17 protein-coding genes are annotated in these 12,647 nt (G+C 64.8%); 5 read left to right on the top strand and 12 right to left on the bottom strand.

Features of this window, described 5'->3' with window-relative positions; all coding sequences use genetic code 11:
• The first annotated feature begins 36 nt into the window (after positions 1 to 36).
• The gene (locus IVB46_RS40145; RefSeq protein WP_247311542.1) at positions 37 to 1,053 is read left to right on the top strand and encodes a hypothetical protein; all 1,017 of its coding nucleotides are present in this window, start codon (positions 37 to 39) and stop codon (positions 1,051 to 1,053) included.
• A gap of 492 nt (positions 1,054 to 1,545) precedes the next feature.
• On the opposite strand, the gene IVB46_RS40140 is transcribed toward IVB46_RS40145, so the two are convergent.
• Positions 1,546 to 2,052: a hypothetical protein gene (locus IVB46_RS40140; protein ID WP_063983570.1), complete on the bottom strand. Its 507-nt coding sequence runs from the start codon at positions 2,050 to 2,052 to the stop codon at positions 1,546 to 1,548.
• Positions 2,053 to 2,398: 346 nt separating this feature from the next.
• Between IVB46_RS40140 and IVB46_RS40135 the strand changes: the two genes are divergently transcribed.
• Complete coding sequence (locus tag IVB46_RS40135) at positions 2,399 to 3,193, top strand: transglycosylase SLT domain-containing protein (RefSeq protein ID WP_247310893.1); 795 nt, start codon at positions 2,399 to 2,401, stop codon at positions 3,191 to 3,193.
• A 103-nt stretch (positions 3,194 to 3,296) separates the two neighbouring features.
• On the opposite strand, the gene IVB46_RS40130 is transcribed toward IVB46_RS40135, so the two are convergent.
• The 4 genes from IVB46_RS40130 to IVB46_RS40115 all read right to left on the bottom strand — a co-directional run bounded on the left by IVB46_RS40130 (position 3,297) and on the right by IVB46_RS40115 (position 5,693).
• Positions 3,297 to 3,584 (bottom strand): hypothetical protein, encoded by a 288-nt coding sequence (locus IVB46_RS40130; RefSeq protein ID WP_063983572.1) that lies wholly within the window; start codon positions 3,582 to 3,584, stop codon positions 3,297 to 3,299.
• A 293-nt stretch (positions 3,585 to 3,877) separates the two neighbouring features.
• Entirely contained in the window at positions 3,878 to 4,159 is a 282-nt protein-coding gene (locus tag IVB46_RS40125) for a hypothetical protein (protein ID WP_071914421.1), read from the bottom strand.
• Positions 4,160 to 4,225: 66 nt separating this feature from the next.
• Positions 4,226 to 4,915: a cell envelope biogenesis protein TolA gene (locus IVB46_RS40120; RefSeq protein WP_247310896.1), complete on the bottom strand. Its 690-nt coding sequence runs from the start codon at positions 4,913 to 4,915 to the stop codon at positions 4,226 to 4,228.
• 241 nt (positions 4,916 to 5,156) lie between these two features.
• Entirely contained in the window at positions 5,157 to 5,693 is a 537-nt protein-coding gene (locus IVB46_RS40115) for a helix-turn-helix domain-containing protein (RefSeq protein WP_247310899.1), read from the bottom strand.
• 287 nt (positions 5,694 to 5,980) lie between these two features.
• On the opposite strand from IVB46_RS40115, the gene IVB46_RS40110 reads away from it, so the two are divergent.
• Positions 5,981 to 6,331: a zinc ribbon domain-containing protein YjdM gene (locus tag IVB46_RS40110; protein ID WP_247310903.1), complete on the top strand. Its 351-nt coding sequence runs from the start codon at positions 5,981 to 5,983 to the stop codon at positions 6,329 to 6,331.
• 20 nt (positions 6,332 to 6,351) lie between these two features.
• On the opposite strand, the gene IVB46_RS40105 is transcribed toward IVB46_RS40110, so the two are convergent.
• The 3 genes from IVB46_RS40105 to IVB46_RS40095 form a co-directional block, all read right to left on the bottom strand.
• A complete protein-coding gene (locus IVB46_RS40105) occupies positions 6,352 to 6,753 on the bottom strand; it encodes a VOC family protein (protein WP_247310905.1) in 402 nt (133 codons plus the stop codon).
• A gap of 73 nt (positions 6,754 to 6,826) precedes the next feature.
• Complete coding sequence (locus IVB46_RS40100) at positions 6,827 to 7,747, bottom strand: DMT family transporter (protein WP_247310907.1); 921 nt, start codon at positions 7,745 to 7,747, stop codon at positions 6,827 to 6,829.
• Positions 7,748 to 7,846: 99 nt separating this feature from the next.
• The gene (locus IVB46_RS40095) at positions 7,847 to 8,263 is read right to left on the bottom strand and encodes a nuclear transport factor 2 family protein (RefSeq protein WP_247310910.1); all 417 of its coding nucleotides are present in this window, start codon (positions 8,261 to 8,263) and stop codon (positions 7,847 to 7,849) included.
• Positions 8,264 to 8,385: 122 nt separating this feature from the next.
• Between IVB46_RS40095 and IVB46_RS40090 the strand changes: the two genes are divergently transcribed.
• Positions 8,386 to 8,967 (top strand): Ada metal-binding domain-containing protein, encoded by a 582-nt coding sequence (locus IVB46_RS40090; protein ID WP_207794726.1) that lies wholly within the window; start codon positions 8,386 to 8,388, stop codon positions 8,965 to 8,967.
• A 25-nt stretch (positions 8,968 to 8,992) separates the two neighbouring features.
• On the opposite strand, the gene IVB46_RS40085 is transcribed toward IVB46_RS40090, so the two are convergent.
• From IVB46_RS40085 to IVB46_RS40075, 3 genes are all read right to left on the bottom strand, one after another.
• Positions 8,993 to 9,139 carry a hypothetical protein gene (locus tag IVB46_RS40085; RefSeq protein ID WP_166096368.1) on the bottom strand — a complete coding sequence of 49 codons (147 nt, stop codon included), beginning with the start codon at positions 9,137 to 9,139 and terminating at the stop codon, positions 8,993 to 8,995.
• Between the two features lie 282 nt (positions 9,140 to 9,421).
• On the bottom strand, positions 9,422 to 9,676 hold the full coding sequence (locus tag IVB46_RS40080; protein ID WP_028161188.1) for a hypothetical protein: 255 nt from the start codon (positions 9,674 to 9,676) through the stop codon (positions 9,422 to 9,424).
• Between the two features lie 207 nt (positions 9,677 to 9,883).
• Positions 9,884 to 10,048 carry a Flp family type IVb pilin gene (locus IVB46_RS40075; protein WP_028169565.1) on the bottom strand — a complete coding sequence of 55 codons (165 nt, stop codon included), beginning with the start codon at positions 10,046 to 10,048 and terminating at the stop codon, positions 9,884 to 9,886.
• A 306-nt stretch (positions 10,049 to 10,354) separates the two neighbouring features.
• Between IVB46_RS40075 and IVB46_RS40070 the strand changes: the two genes are divergently transcribed.
• Positions 10,355 to 11,680, top strand: a complete 1,326-nt coding sequence (locus IVB46_RS40070; RefSeq protein ID WP_247310913.1) for a hypothetical protein — start codon at positions 10,355 to 10,357, stop codon at positions 11,678 to 11,680.
• Positions 11,681 to 11,685: 5 nt separating this feature from the next.
• Here the strand turns inward: IVB46_RS40070 and pdxY are convergent, their stop codons facing one another.
• On the bottom strand, positions 11,686 to 12,504 hold the full coding sequence (pdxY, locus tag IVB46_RS40065) for a pyridoxal kinase (RefSeq protein ID WP_247310916.1): 819 nt from the start codon (positions 12,502 to 12,504) through the stop codon (positions 11,686 to 11,688).
• Positions 12,505 to 12,647 lie beyond the last annotated feature (143 nt).

The following is a 12,647-nucleotide window of genomic DNA, read 5'->3' as shown; positions in this document are numbered from 1 at the left end:
GATCGGACTGCCGCACTCCCATTGACGCCCGACTGGATGGAGCGCGCATCGGTGCCTGAAGCGAACGACCCCAAGCCTGATACCGACAAGCCTGAGGCCCAAAAGCCTGAGGCCGCCAAGCCGGACGAGGTGCGCGCCGATGGCGGGCTGGCGCGGGCCTATGACCAGATCAAGAGCGCAGAGCAAGACCTTGCGCGGCTGGACCGGCTGGTTTCCGGAATGGAACGCGGCAACGAAGCCCCGCGGACCTCGCAGGCCAGCGCCGGAGCGAAGGCAGCCGAGGGTCCCAAGGACAAGGTGCCGGCACCGGTTAGCAAGGTGGGCAATCAAGGCCTGAAGGGAGATCGGACCATGCTGCGTGCCCTGGTTGGCCTCGTGTTGGCGATCGGCCTTCTCGGCGCCGCCTTCGCTTCGCAATATCGCGATGAGGCCAAGTCGATGACCAGGTCCATCATGGCGCGATGGGCTCCGCCGGCCGCGAGCGAACCCGCGCGAGCGTCCGTGGTCGAAAGTCCGGCGCAACCGCCGGCCGTGCAACTGGCTGCTGCGGATGGGCCCAGTCCGGTGCCCGCGCCGCCGCTCGGCAAGGAAACGGAAAGCGCTCCAAAACCTGACGCTGCAAGACCTGACGCGCCAAGAACCGGCGCCACGGCGCCTGATCCGTCATCGTCCGATCTCGCGCAATCGCTCAAGACCATCACCAGCGAGCTTGCGAGCATCAACGGAAAGCTCGAGCAACTGAAAAGCCGCAACGAGCAGACGCTGCGCGAGCAGGCCGACACCATTCAACAGCTCAAGGCGGCGCAGGAGAAGGATGCCGCGGACAATGCGCGCCTCGCCGCACAGGTCCAGGCGCTGCAAACGCAACTGACGACGTCAGCCGCGCCTGCACCCGCGAAACCGGTCGTGCGGAGCGCGACGAGCAACGAGACGGCTGCGCCTGCACGGCCGCACGTGCAAGCGACCGCCCCCCGGCGGCCCAGGCCACCGCCGCCGCGAGGACGCTGGATGCCCCCGCCTTATATGGCCGACCCCTACGATCCGGATTGGTAAGCCGTCAGCGTTCTCGGCCAAGAGGCTTGGTGCCAAGAGCCTTGGTGCCAAGAACCTTGGTGCCAAGAACCTTGGTGCTATGCTGCGCGGTGATCGGCCGGCAGGCCCTCGGCCAGATCTGTGCGACGTCACGACGGGCCTCGGCATGAAGGAGCAAGCCCATGACCAGGCACCTTTCACGCGTCCTGTTGACCCCAATGATGCTTCTGTTTGCAGTCTGCGCGGCCAGCGCCGCAGACGGCTGCGGCACCGGTTGCCACGCCACCGTTTCCGGCGCGTGCGTGGTCGATGGCTGGGCAACGGGTGCGCGGGTCTGGAATCAATGTCCGGCCACGTCGCGTGCGCGTCCGCCTTGCGGCGGTTCGGATTACGTCTGGGACTCTCGCAAACGGGCTTGTTTCCCGTCGACGCGCGATTGGCTTTGAAGCCCAGCCCGCAGGATGGGGCGCGCGAGCGCTCACCCCATCCTGCGAACGACGCTCTACGCCCGCCTCACCGTACCTCGCACACCGACACCGTGGCTGCGATCCCGGTCGGCTCGAGCTCTTCCGTCGCAAGCTCCTCGCTGCAGTACTCGCCGACCGAGACGTCCTTCATCCTGCGCTTGACCTGCTCGCACGTCTTGCGGACGTCTTCCGTGAAGAGCGCGCATTCCTCGATGCGCTTGAAGATCTTCCGCCCCTCGTCGCGATACCCCGCTGCCGTCTCGCGCATGAAGGCGATCGCATCATGGACCTGGGCTGTCAGCGCCTCGCATTTTCGCGCGGCATCGATCAGCTCGGCGCCCATGGCCTCGATCTCTTTCGCAGCGGACTCATAGTCACGAATGACCGCCTCTGCACTGAGCGCGCCCACGCGCGTGACCCCCTCGGTGTGCTCGACGTAATCGGGCAGCGCAATTGAAGCAATCGAGCTTCCCGTGCGCACCGATGCAATGTCCGCCTCGAGCTGGACCAAGTTTACGCCTTCACGTCTGCGCAATTGTTCGACACTTGCCATGATTGACCCTCCCAATACGCTCCCCGTACCCCAAACGGCGCTGAGTGTATTACGTGGATAAGCGACCTTCTAATCAGATATGTCGTTGACAGTCGCAGCTTTGCCATTTTTGTGCAGTTGCCGCCGCGGCACGCAGCGATGATGGATGTCATCAACGCTCAACCTCTCATAGTTGCGGTTCGAATTGCGGTGACGGTGCACCCAACTCTCAGAGGACAGGGACGAATCGTTGCAGTGATACCCCCACACGATCCATAGGATGGGTGGAGCGAGTCTATCCCCATCGACCCCGTCAGGTGATGGATTTCGCAAAGCGTCAACTCATCCACGCGCTCCCACCAGACCCATGCCACGAAAAAGCAAACGCCTCCTCCCCCGCCTTCGCAGCGTCCGGCGAGGCGCCCGGTGGATGCGAAAGAGGTTCGCGCGCGCACCGCGGATGGTTCGGATCGCAGGCAGCGTGGCGATCCTGCTTGCGGTCGCAGCGTTTGTGAACATCGTCTATCACGTCATCCGCAAGCCGACCGAGCTGTTCGTCCTTGTCGGCAACGCGCTCGACAAGGAGCCGGCCGAGAACTGGCGGCAATACGGGCCGCTGTTCCGAAGCTTTTCCACCGCGACGATCACGCCCGAATTGCTGGCGGCGCTGGCACAAGTCGAGAGTTCGGGCAATCCGGTGGCGCGTACCTACTGGCGCTGGCGATTGAGCCTCAATCCGCTCGCGATCTACCGGCCCGCCTCCAGCGCCGTCGGCCTCTACCAGATGACCGATCCGGCTTTCGCCGACGCCGCACGGTTCTGTGTCCGCGGCAACGCGGTCACGGAGACCGGCTGCGGGTTCACCAGCCTCTACACCCGCGCGATCCCGAGCCACGCCATCGAGCTGGCATCGGTGTATCTGGATCGCAACGTGGCTGACGTTCTGGCCCGCGCGGGCGATGTGAAGGCGAACGCGCAGCAGAAGCAGGATCTGGCCGCCTTCATCCATCTCTGCGGCGCGGGCCCCGCCACAGCCTACGCGCGCCGCAAGTTTCAGATGATTGCCGACGAACGCTGCGGCGATCACTCGGTTGCAAGCTATGTCGCCAGGGTCAACGCGATGAAGCGGCAGTTCCTGCGACTATCGGCGGATGACCCGTAGGGTGGGTTTGCCTGCGGCTGCGCGAAGCGCACCAGCCTAGACATTCATGGTCGCGAGGGCGCCCGTCCCTATATGCGGGTGCTTTCCGCCGCGCGCTTGCGCCCTACCTGATCTTCGCCAGGCACTCCTTCAGCCGCTCCAGCTCGGAACGAACCTGCGCCTCCATCGCGTCCTGCAATGCGAGTATGCCCCTGCTGGACAGTTCGGCGGAGGCCTTTCGGTCCAGATTCTGCTTCCAGTCCCGGATTGCTTGCTTCGTGGCCCTTTGGGCCTCCAACGTCGCCTTAGAGTACTCCTTCATGCAGGCGTCGGCCATTGAGCATGTCTGGCACTCCTGGGCGGCGGCCGGGCTTGAAAGAAGCAGGGCGAGTATCGCGGTAGGGACTCTCATGCTGATTCCTCCCGCCCAGGAGCATAGCACGTCTCGGGGATGCCTCGAGGAGCAGCGCGCAGGATGGGTGGAGCGCCTGCGAAACCCATCGTGCCGCGACAGCTATCGATGGGCTTCGCTTCTCGTCTATTCCGCTCCGCGTCCGTCGATGGCCTTCACTACCAGTCCGCAGGATGGGTAGAGCGCTTGCGAAACCCATCATTCCATGACGGCCATTGATGGGTTTAGCTTCCGCCTTCGCTCTTCGAGCTACGGCGGACAAGTCGCTCTACCCATCATACGCATCTATTCCTCTACCACCAGTACGGCCACCGCCATCCCTCATAGCGGACCCATGACGACACATAGGGCGGGCCGTTCGGATCGACCCGGTCGTCCTCAGGGCGATAACGATATCGTGGAACAATGTAGTAATCCCACGGCGTTGGCCTGAGCACGGGCGCGGTGACGATAAGCCTCTGCTGTGGTTCGCGAACCACCTGGGCCTTCCGCGTCCGGGCTTCAGCGCCTGATATCCCGAGGTTGCACAGCACCAGGGCCGTTCCGAGCGCACACGCGGCGGTGATGATCTTCATGCGTTGGTCTCCTTCCCTGGAAGAGTGCAAAAGGACGCAAGGCAAGGCAAGCTAAATTCGCTCGCGCTACGTGCGCGCGCGGCGCAGAGCCTCCTCCAGCTTTTTCCTTTGCTTGTCCCACCGGCCCTGCTCGGCCTCGGCGCGTTCGTCGAGCGCGGCCCGCTCGGCTTCGATCACCTCCGCCTTCGCGTCGTGCTCCCGCCTCGCATTGTCCAACGCCGCCTGGGCTGCGGCAACCAACTTGTCGCGGCGCGCGCGCTGCTTATCGCGCTCCTTGGCGATGGCGGCCTCTTCCTTGCGGCGCTCGGCGTCTCGCCGCCGCTCTTCCTTCTCGAACGCCGCGGCGGCTTTGCGCGCGTCTTGATCGTCAATCTTGCGTGACTGTCTTGTTGCGCCCTTGGCCGGACGTTGCTTCGACTCGGATTTGGATTTGGACTCGGATTTGGATTTTGGCTTGGCCTCATCGTCGGCGAGATCGGTCGGCAGCGCGGCGCTCTCGGTGAACGGGCCGCCGGAGCCGACCGGGCGCCTGAGCACGACGCCGGGGCTCGCCATGGTCGCCGCGACGATGTCGGGGTCGTCGGTCTCCTTCGCGGCGCCCTGATGGAAGAGGTTGGAGCTGGCGCCCCAGGCCTCCAGCGCCGCCTTCATCGAGGGTGCGGCGACCGCCTGGTCGTAGAAGCCGAGCGAGGTCTGGTAGGTCTTCAGTTTTCTTTGCGGTTTTCTTGTCGCTTCGCTTTTCAGGTTTTTCGGCATGTCGCCCCGCGGCCCCGGCGACGCACCGGTCCGTCGCACCGGCGCCACCATGCCATAGTGCCCCTGTTTTGCCCGACGAGTCAAATTTTATTCGGGATCGCCGAAATCAGCCTCGGGCAAGCGACGACCAGGATCTCCGCAATGTCCGGTCTCGCAGATCCCTGAAATCACGCGTATTTTCTACGGTGCATGGGGTTGTTTTCGACATTTTTGTTGGCGGACAGCTCCGCGAGGTGTGCCCCTACGCCGCGTCGACGTCCTCAGGCGGCGGACCTGCGACGAGCCCGTCGAGGCCGACCATCAGCAAATCGGCAATGTGCATCAGCTGGTAGAGCGGAATGTCGGCCTCGCCACTCTCGGCCAGCGCCAGAAAGGCGGGCGTGACGCCGATGCGCTCGGCGAGCTGGACTTCGGTGTAGCCGCGGGTCTCGCGCGCCGCTCTGACGCGCGCACCGATCCCGAGCCGGTGCCGGGACTGCTCGTCCGCGGTCATCATGACGGCCTGTTCGTCCGGGCTTGCATAACCGTCGGCGAAGGCGGTGCCGATCAGTCTGCCCTTGCGCCAGGCGACCCGGCAGTCCTTGCGCAGTCCGCTGCTGAAGACCAGCGTGAACTGCTCGGCGACCCATAGCGACGAGTTGAGCTGCAGGCGGGCGCCGGTGCCGGAGACATCGCGGATCGTGCAGGGCACGCTGACGAGGCTGCCGGTGCCGTTGTCGAACTCGACAATCCCGGTTCGCAACGTCTGATGTCTGGCAGCGGCACGATGCTCGCTCATGACTTGGACTCCCAAAGCTTGCGGCAGCGTCGAACGGCGTAGCCGACGCATCCGTATGATCAGGACATGGATACCGCGGAATTTTTCCCGAACTCCTAAGGCTCCGGCACTTCAACCGGGACCGGACGCCATGGTAAAGGATTTGCTCCCAATCCATCTTTTCCGGCGGAATGCGTGCGGCGCGCCCGTGAGAGCGTTTTCGAGCGAAGTGGATACCGGTTTTCGTAAAGAAAACGCGCCAAAACAAAAACCTGGAGCAAAGGCTCTAGGGGGTGACGAGGCAAGCAATGACCGAACCGATGAAATGCCCGAACTGCCAGTCCGAGCACGCCTATCAGGACCGCGATCTCTGGGTCTGTCCGGAATGCGCCCATGAATGGCGCGCTGGGGGCGATGCGGCCGCGCCGGCTCCGCAGGAGGCCGGGGTGCGCGATGTGCATGGTAATGCGCTCGTCGATGGCGACAGCGTCATCGTGATGAAGGACCTCAAGGTCAAGGGGTCGTCGTCGGTCGTCAAGGGCGGCACCAAGGTCAGGAACATCCGCCTCCAGGACGCCACCGACGGCCACAACATCGCCTGCAAGATCGACGGCATCGGCGCGATGAATTTGAAATCGGAGTTCGTGAAGAAGGCTTAAGCCGCCCGCGTCCGCTCGAGCTATTCCTCCAGCAGCGCGTCATACCCCTTCGCGCTGAACGCCAGCAGACAAAACCCGTGCCCGAACGGATCGGCCAGCATCGCGATCCGGCCATAGGACGCATCGCGCGCGGGCGCCTCGAGGATCGCGCCGGCGGCAAGTGCGCGCGCGACGGCGGCATCGACGTCATCGACGACGACGTCGATATGCAGCGGCGTCCAGTGCCGCTCGTAGCGGCGGCGGTCGCTGCCCGCGCCCGGTGTGCCGGCCTGCTTGGTCAGAAGATACAGCGGCACGGGCCAGCCCAGCAGCTCGACGAAGTCGGTGCCGAAGCGGCGGCCGACCGTGAGGCCGAAGGCGGCGGTGTAGAAGGTGGTCGCTTGCGCTGCGTCAGGAACGTCGATGTTGAGCAGGATGGTCATGACGGGCAGCGTAGCCCGGATGGAGCGGACGCATAATCCGGAATGTTGCCGCACCTCCGGTCGCGCTATGCGATCACCGCTGCCGCTGCGCCAGATAGAACCCGCACAGCACCGTGACCAGGCCCGCCACCTGCAACATCGTCGGCGGCTCGCCGAGCAGCAGCCAGCCGACCAGGAGCGTCAGCGCCGGCACGCAGGCCGGGATCACGGCGGCGCGGGCGACGCCGAGGCGCTGGACCGAGACGGCGAACAGATAAAGCGCGGCGGGGCCGGCGAGCACGCCCTGCGCCAGCGCCTGAATGGCATTCTCGGTCACACCGATCGCCGCGACATGGGCGAGACCGACGGTGGCGAGATAGATCGGCAACAGCAGCAGCGACAGCACGTTGATGACGAGCGCGGCCGACACGGCGGAGACGCGCCAGTGCCGCAGCAGCGCGCCAAAACCGGCGAACATGAATCCGGTGAGCACGAAGGTCAGATCGCCGAGCACGCCGTCGGCTCCGATATGGCCGATCGATTCCGCGCCGATCACGCAGAGGCCGCCGACGATAACCAGGGCGCCGGCAAGGCGCGACGCGGAGATGTGCTCCTTCAGCACGACCGCCGCGAGCAGGAGGCCGCCGAGCGTCGCGCAGGAAGGCTGGATCACGCTGCCGTGGCCGAGCGGCACGAACAGGAATCCGGTGTAGGAGATCAGCGACATCACGGGACCGCCGAGCACCATCAGCACGAGGCCCCTGCCCCAGCCGATGCCGCAGAGATCACCGATGCCGGCGCGCGCGACCAGCGGCAAGAACGCGATGCCCGACCAGACATAGCGATGCACGAGCAGATCGACCGGGGTGAAACCGACCCTGAGGCCGTGCCGCGTGCCGGCAAAGCCCAGCGCCCAGAACAGCGCAGCCGACAGGCCGCAGACGACGCCGAGCAACGCCGGCGCCGCATCGTTCTTCTGAATGAGAGCGTCAGCGCCGCTCGTTCGCTGATCCATGGGAAAGCCTTATGTCAGCGCGTGAGCCGCCTCAACCCACGCCGTTGCAGGTCTGGCACGCGGCGAGATTCCGTAGCCCGGATGGAGCGTGTCCAATCGTCAGGCCGCCTCGCCGAACACCATCCGCCATCCCTTGCGCGTGTCCATGTATTCCCGCACCTCGCGAATGCGGTCCCCGGCCACCGTGAACACGAAACAATAGTCGTTCTCGTAGGGCTTGCCGCCCGCAAGCGTGGCACGCATCCGCTCCTCCACGATCACGACATCGCCGTCGGCGTAGACGCCGCGGAAGGCGATATCGACCTCGGAAAACATCCTGTGCATCTCCTGCGCGATGAAGCGCGCGATCGCTTGCGCGCCCACCATGTGATCGGTGTGATCGAGCGCGACGGCGGTGGCGTTGCCCTTCGGCGCGATCCATTCGGCATCGTCGGTGAACAGTGCGGCGATGCGGCCGGCATCGCGCGACGAAAAGGTCTTCCAGGCGTTGAGAACGATGTCTTTCGGGCTGGTCACGGCGCGCTCCAGAACTGGCATTGAGGGGGCTTGCATCGAGGGCCGCCTTCTAGGCCGCCATGCGCGTTGCGGCTCGCCACAATCGGACTCGGTCATCCCGCGGCCCTTCCGCCCGCGCGGGCATGCGCTATCATCCGGCCATGCTGAGTTTTGACGACTGCAACGCCGCGCGCCTGCGCAGGGATCCCCGTTATGACGGCCGCTTCTTCACCGCGGTGAAGACCACGGGCATCTATTGCCGCCCGGTCTGCCCGGCCAAGCAGCCGCTGACGCGCAACGTCGTCTATTACCCGACGGCGGCCGCGGCCGAAGCCTCTGGCTTCCGGCCCTGCCTGCGCTGCCGCCCCGAAACCGCGCCGTTCTGCCCGGCCTGGAACGGCACGCGTTCGACGGTCGCGCGCGCGGTGAAGCTGATCAACGAGGGCGCGCTCGATGAAGATTCGGTGGTGACGCTTGCGATGCGGCTCGGCATCTCCTCGCGTCACCTGGCGCGCTTGTTCGAGCGGCATGTCGGCGCGACGCCGCAGCAGCTTGCCAAGACGCTGCGCGTCCAGCGCGCAAAACGCCTGCTCGATGGCGGCGAACACACCATGACCGACATCGCGTTCCAGGCCGGCTTCGGCAGCCTGCGCAGATTCAACGCCGCGTTCGCCGAGCTCTATGGCAGATCGCCGTCCAGTCTGCGCTCATCGAAGCATGCGTAGCCCGAATCGAGCTGCGCAAGTTCGCTCAGAAAAATCCGGGGCTGAGATCGAGTCCATAGGTCAGGCTCAGCACGAACACGAACAGCGCGGCGGCTGCGAACAATGCAATATGTCTGAGAATAAACGCGCGCGGCGAGGTGGTGGCAATAACGGCTTTTTGCGCAACGGGCATGACGGCTCCATTATGAAAACGGTTTTTGGCCGCCACTAAGCGGCGCCCGCATCAGGCGCCGCGATCTGCAAAGCAACTATTAAAGAGATCACACGCGTCTTGAACGGCCGTCCACAATCGGCGTGCGACGGCGGTTTTTCTTGCCCCAACTTTCTCAACCCGCGCACGGCCGCGCCAGAACGTGGCTCGCTTCTCAAAAAAAGACCGCGCTCCTGAAAGGGAACGCGGTCCATGCAGGCTCGGGAGGAGACGAGCCTGTTTCATGTCTTCAAGCGATTGAGATCAGCGGGCCGTGCCCGTCGTGACGTCCGCGGTCTTGACCTTGCGCGGCGTCAGCACGCGGGCCTGGTGGACCGAAGCGACCGTGGTCGGCACGGTTGCCTGCTGCTCGACATGAGCTGCACCGAGCACGCGCACCTGCAGGGGGGAGACCGGGAAACCGTTGGCCTCATAGGTCGGCAGCTCGGCGGCGAAAGCCGCAGTGCTGCCCGCGATCGTCAGGATGGCGGCGGCGATCGACAGAGTCTTCTTGTTCATTCGTGATGCTCCTGAGTGGAAGGTTCGGAGCACATTTAAGCGCGTTTTGCTGCATTGCGACATGCCCTGTTGCATTGCAACAGCGCGCCCGCTGCATGGCAATATGTTTAATGCGCACAAGCGCTTGGTCGAAGCCCCGCCAGACGCGACATGACACTTTTATGGGCGGCGGTCAGGCACCGAGCACATGCCCCGCGTCCACGCGGCTTATTTCAACGCCGTCGCCAGCGATTGCAGCTTTGCGACGAGATTGGTGCCGAGCGCATAGATGATCTCGATGATCGCCAGCGCGATACCGGCTGCAATCAGACCGTATTCGATCGCGGTGGCGCCGGATTCATCGGCGGCAAATTCGGTCAACAGGCATTTCAATTTCACAACTCGCATCCTTCCAATTCTACCGCACGTTGCCGGCACGGGAGAGATACCAAGCCGCAATCCAAGATTGAGTAAATTCAACCCCTTCAATTTGATGACAATGAATGGCTGCCGCTTTTCAGCCACTTGCCCCCCTGAAACCGCAGGGAATTCGCGTTGCACCTCGGCAACACCCGCCCGAAAAGACCCATTTCGCCCATTTGCGCCATTGCGCCGCCACACCATCCTCCGAACAATTGACGCGTCGCGTGCCTGGCTGTGCAAGATTGGTTCGAACAGAACCGTTTGGAGGCAGGGATCATGAATGATCGGCGGTCTCTTCTGGTGGCGGTCTCGTGCCCCTCGGCCGTTCTCGCCGGCTGGCTGGCGCTCTCCCTGTCCGCCTACGCTCCGGCCCTCATCGAGAAAAGCAGCGCCAATGCTTCCGCCGTGTCGCGCGCGAAGGATCTTGGTCGGCTCGAGCTCGCCGACGTCCCGCATGCTGCGGCCATCGAGGATGGCATCGCCCTGACCGCCGATATCGCGGCCGCTGTCGCTGCAACGCCGAATCCGGATCCGGCCCCCGAGGCCGCAACAGCCGAGATGCCCGCCGCCGTCATCAAGCTCGCCTCGGCCGATCCGGCCCTGATCTTGCCGGCGGAGGCGCCGCCGGCACTACAGATATCACCTGAACCCCCGCCGCCCATCCTCAGCGAGGCTGCACCGGCAGAAGCCGCACCGGCGCCGGAGCCTGCGATCAAACTCGCATCCGCCGATCCCACCGAGATTGTAACGACAGATGCGTTGTCGCCCGCGGCGATCGCGACCGGCCCAGCGCCTGCCGCGAGCATGCCGTCGCCGCCGGCCGATACCGTCGCCGTGCTCGATGAGTGCTTTGTCATGGACGCCTGCATCGACCGCTATCTGTGGACGCTCTATCAGCGCACCGCGAAGGAGGATTCGATCAAGGTCGAGGATCGCCGCCCCGTCACCATCAAGCGCAGGGGCAAGATGGTCACGGTGATGCGCAGCTTCACAAAGCTGGTCGATCAGGATTTTGGCTGGAAGGATCCGAAAGCGGCCGAGCGCGCCAGCATGCCGATGATGGATTACGTCATCGGCGGCATGGACAAGAGCTTCAAGCGAAAGCTGTTTCGCATGCTGCTCGCAGCCGAGGCCGCCGGCCTGTCGCCGGGCATCACCAGCGCGTTCCGCGACGACTACCGCCAGTCGATCGCGAGCGGCCTGAAGGCCGCGTCCGACCGCTCCTATCATGGCGGCAGCACGCGCGGTGGCTACGGCCACGGCATGGCGGCCGACATCGTCAGCACCCAGGGCAACAACCGCGCGCAGCGCTGGGTCTCGACCGAAATCCTGTGGAAGTGGGTCGACGCCAACGGCAAGGCATTCGGCATTGGCCGGCCCTATCTCGGCCGCGATCCGCCGCATGTCGGCCCGGTCGACGGCCAGGAATACATCTCGAAGCGTGGCACGGGAGACCGCAAGGAAGCGACCAACGTGAGGTCCAAGAAGGTGATGCGGGCCGCGGCCCACGCAAAGCTGCGAAAGACACACGCCGCGCGCGAGCAGAAGAGTTTGGCTAAGCCGCAGAAGTCGGCGCAATCGGCCGGCAAGCGCGCGACCTGACCCTGTTACGGCTTCCGCCCGGGGATCGGCAGCGGTACGAGGCGCATCTCGGCGGTGCCTGCGTCTTGCGTGCGCACGAGCACCGCAAAGATGGTTTCGACCGCGAGCCGTACGGCCGCCTGCATCGCCTTGCCCTTGGCCAGATGCGCCGCAATCAGGCCGGTAAGGAGATCGCCGGTGCCTGAGGGGCGGATCGGCAACCGCGGCGTCGCAAAGCGCGACAGCTGGCCGTCGGCGCACAGGATCGTCTCCACCTGCCCTTCTGCCGTGTCAGCGAGCGTGCAGCCGGTAGCGACGACATCGATGCGACGTTGCCCCGCCAGCGCCGCGCAGGCCGTGCGCAGGCTCTGAGTGTCCGCGATCGTGACGCCCGACAGCAGCTCGAGCTCGAACTGGTTCGGCGTGGTCAGGTTGGCGGCCGGCAGCAGCCGGTGCTGCACCACGTCCAGAATGCCATCGGCGACATAGACGCGGCCGTCATCGCCGATCACGGGATCGCAGAGATAGACCAGTTTCGAATTCCGCGTCAGCGCCCGCTCGACAAAGTCGGCGATCACCGCCGCATTGCCGGGGGAGCCGAGATAGCCGGTGACCAGCACCGCAGCCTCGTCGACGAGGTCGCGCTCCTCGACGCCTTTGAGGAGATCGGCGACGAGCTCGGTCTCCAGCACCCGCCCGCGCAACGTCGGATAACGCGGATGGTTCGACAGCAGCGTCGTCGGCACCGCCGCGACGTTCACGCCCTCCGCCTGCATGGCAAAGGCCGCCGCGCTGTTGCCGACATGGCCGTGGACCACTTGGCTTTGAATGGAGATGACGAGCATGCAGAGGTCCGTAAGATCAAATGCTGAGCGAAGCAAGCGTAGCAGGAACGGCTCGCGTAGCCCGGATGGAGCGATGCGCAATCCGGGGTTCTCAGATCGCGGCATGAATCCCGGATTACGCTGCGCTCCATCCGGGCTACAAG

Origin of the sequence: Bradyrhizobium sp. 61, from assembly GCF_023073075.1 — a bacterium.
Taxonomy (GTDB): Bacteria; Pseudomonadota; Alphaproteobacteria; order Rhizobiales; family Xanthobacteraceae; genus Bradyrhizobium; species Bradyrhizobium barranii.
The sequence above is the reverse complement of the archived record's forward strand: the minus strand, read 5'-3'. Positions and strand labels throughout refer to the sequence as shown.

What these genes read in the sequence shown, in the direction of transcription:
- IVB46_RS40145 (WP_247311542.1), top strand. Translation starts at nt 37, where the DNA reads ATGGAGCGCGCATCGGTGCCTGAAGCGAACGACCCCAAGCCTGATACC.
- IVB46_RS40140 (WP_063983570.1), bottom strand. Translation starts at nt 2,052, where the DNA reads ATGGCAAGTGTCGAACAATTGCGCAGACGTGAAGGCGTAAACTTGGTC.
- IVB46_RS40135 (WP_247310893.1), top strand. Translation starts at nt 2,399, where the DNA reads ATGCCACGAAAAAGCAAACGCCTCCTCCCCCGCCTTCGCAGCGTCCGG.
- IVB46_RS40130 (WP_063983572.1), bottom strand. Translation starts at nt 3,584, where the DNA reads ATGAGAGTCCCTACCGCGATACTCGCCCTGCTTCTTTCAAGCCCGGCC.
- IVB46_RS40125 (WP_071914421.1), bottom strand. Translation starts at nt 4,159, where the DNA reads ATGAAGATCATCACCGCCGCGTGTGCGCTCGGAACGGCCCTGGTGCTG.
- IVB46_RS40120 (WP_247310896.1), bottom strand. Translation starts at nt 4,915, where the DNA reads ATGCCGAAAAACCTGAAAAGCGAAGCGACAAGAAAACCGCAAAGAAAA.
- IVB46_RS40115 (WP_247310899.1), bottom strand. Translation starts at nt 5,693, where the DNA reads ATGAGCGAGCATCGTGCCGCTGCCAGACATCAGACGTTGCGAACCGGG.
- IVB46_RS40110 (WP_247310903.1), top strand. Translation starts at nt 5,981, where the DNA reads ATGACCGAACCGATGAAATGCCCGAACTGCCAGTCCGAGCACGCCTAT.
- IVB46_RS40105 (WP_247310905.1), bottom strand. Translation starts at nt 6,753, where the DNA reads ATGACCATCCTGCTCAACATCGACGTTCCTGACGCAGCGCAAGCGACC.
- IVB46_RS40100 (WP_247310907.1), bottom strand. Translation starts at nt 7,747, where the DNA reads ATGGATCAGCGAACGAGCGGCGCTGACGCTCTCATTCAGAAGAACGAT.
- IVB46_RS40090 (WP_207794726.1), top strand. Translation starts at nt 8,386, where the DNA reads ATGCGCTATCATCCGGCCATGCTGAGTTTTGACGACTGCAACGCCGCG.
- IVB46_RS40085 (WP_166096368.1), bottom strand. Translation starts at nt 9,139, where the DNA reads ATGCCCGTTGCGCAAAAAGCCGTTATTGCCACCACCTCGCCGCGCGCG.
- IVB46_RS40080 (WP_028161188.1), bottom strand. Translation starts at nt 9,676, where the DNA reads ATGAACAAGAAGACTCTGTCGATCGCCGCCGCCATCCTGACGATCGCG.
- IVB46_RS40070 (WP_247310913.1), top strand. Translation starts at nt 10,355, where the DNA reads ATGAATGATCGGCGGTCTCTTCTGGTGGCGGTCTCGTGCCCCTCGGCC.
- pdxY (WP_247310916.1), bottom strand. Translation starts at nt 12,504, where the DNA reads ATGCTCGTCATCTCCATTCAAAGCCAAGTGGTCCACGGCCATGTCGGC.